Below are 1411 nucleotides of genomic sequence, written 5' to 3'. Positions count from 1 at the left end.
GGGTTAAGTAGCAAAAAGTGTGTCCGCTCGGCGTGTTGCGGGGCGGGCACACCGTTTGTTACTTCATGGGGCCTTTTCTGATTCCTATCGAGTGTTCGTACTCGGTTGGGATAGCGTTGTCGTAGAAGGCTGGTCGGCCTGTTTCATGGTCGGCTTTGTTGTGGTCTTCTTCGACAAGATCGTTGACTTTGGCGAGTTGATCTTGGCCGAAATTGCACTGCCTGGCGATCTTTAATGGGTCGTCAGGCAGTTGCGTTTTCGAGTGCAGGTACCACTCGAGCATTTTTCGTTGGCGTTCCCCGGACCTGCCGCGATGCGCGTCGGCGATGCGTTTGAGCCCGGCGTTGATGCCGCCTTCCAGACTGTTTGTCGTTGAAGCCCAGCGTTGAGGCTCAAGCGCATTCGGTGGTGGCTGCAGGTAGGTAAACAGCCATCCTTTCCGTGAGAGGTGCAGCAGGGAGTTGTATGCCTTGCGAACTCGCAGATGGGTCCATTCCCACTGGTTGTTGAGTGTGCGGCGCTCTTTTGACACGGGCGTTTTCTCGTTGAGGAATGCTTTGAATACCTGTCCGAAGTCGTGCAGACGCAGCGTCCACTCCCGTGCCTGGTCGAGTGTGGTGATACGGGTCAGTTTCAACGCCAGGGCGTAGATGGCTTTGCCGGCGTCGGTGCGTGGTCGTGATGTGGTGTAGCGGCGGATGACGCGTTGCGCATGGACGAGGCATCGTTGGATTATCGCGTTCGGCCAGCAGGCTTTAATCGCAGTAAGTGCGCCTTGTCCGCCGTCGAGGACGACGCAGAGCGGCTCAGCGATTTTGCGGAGTAGCTGCGTGTAGGCGTGGGCGGTTTCGTGTTTGGTCCAGTGCCATGCGATGACGTGGTCGTGGCTGGCTGCGACGAGCAAGCATCCGGCGGCGGTGTAGGTACCGTCGATGAAGATCTGGTCGTAGATGCGCTGTGGGTCACCGTCGTTGGGGATGTCGATGAGCCAGAACGGTTTGAATCGGCGGTCAAGTGTCCAACGGCTTACCCCTTGTTGCTGGGCGAGTTCAGACAACGTTGCTGTGGAGGTGGCATAAGAGACGAAGGCTTTAAAGTCGCGGGTCTGCGTGCGGTCGGTGCGGGTTCGTGTCGTGGAACTGCCGCAGTTCGGGTCCTTGCATCGCCACCTGGTTGTGCCTTTAGAAGTGGTTCCGTTTTTCTTCATTTGCCCAGCGCATATCGGGCATCGTGGTCTGTTTTTACTCACCCGGAAAGCACACCAACCCCCGATTAGCACATGCGGGTGCCATTCCGGTGGATTGAACACTAATCGGGCGGATATAAGGTCTTGATGCTTATATCCGCCCGATTTACCCAGCCTAATCAGCAGTAATGCTGAAAGTCAGACACACTTTTTGCTACTTAACCC

At 56.5% G+C, this 1411-nt stretch carries 1 protein-coding gene; it reads right to left on the bottom strand.

All coding sequences use genetic code 11. The features are described from left to right. Nucleotides 1-58: 58 nt before the first annotated feature. On the bottom strand, nt 59-1249 hold the full coding sequence (locus QP978_RS10725; protein ID WP_162838042.1) for an IS1249 family transposase: 1191 nt from the start codon (nt 1247-1249) through the stop codon (nt 59-61). Nucleotides 1250-1411 lie beyond the last annotated feature (162 nt).

Source organism: Corynebacterium sp. MSK035 (genome assembly GCF_030232615.1).
Taxonomy (GTDB): domain Bacteria; phylum Actinomycetota; class Actinomycetes; order Mycobacteriales; family Mycobacteriaceae; genus Corynebacterium; species Corynebacterium jeikeium_D.
The sequence above is the reverse complement of the archived record's forward strand: the minus strand, read 5'-3'. Positions and strand labels throughout refer to the sequence as shown.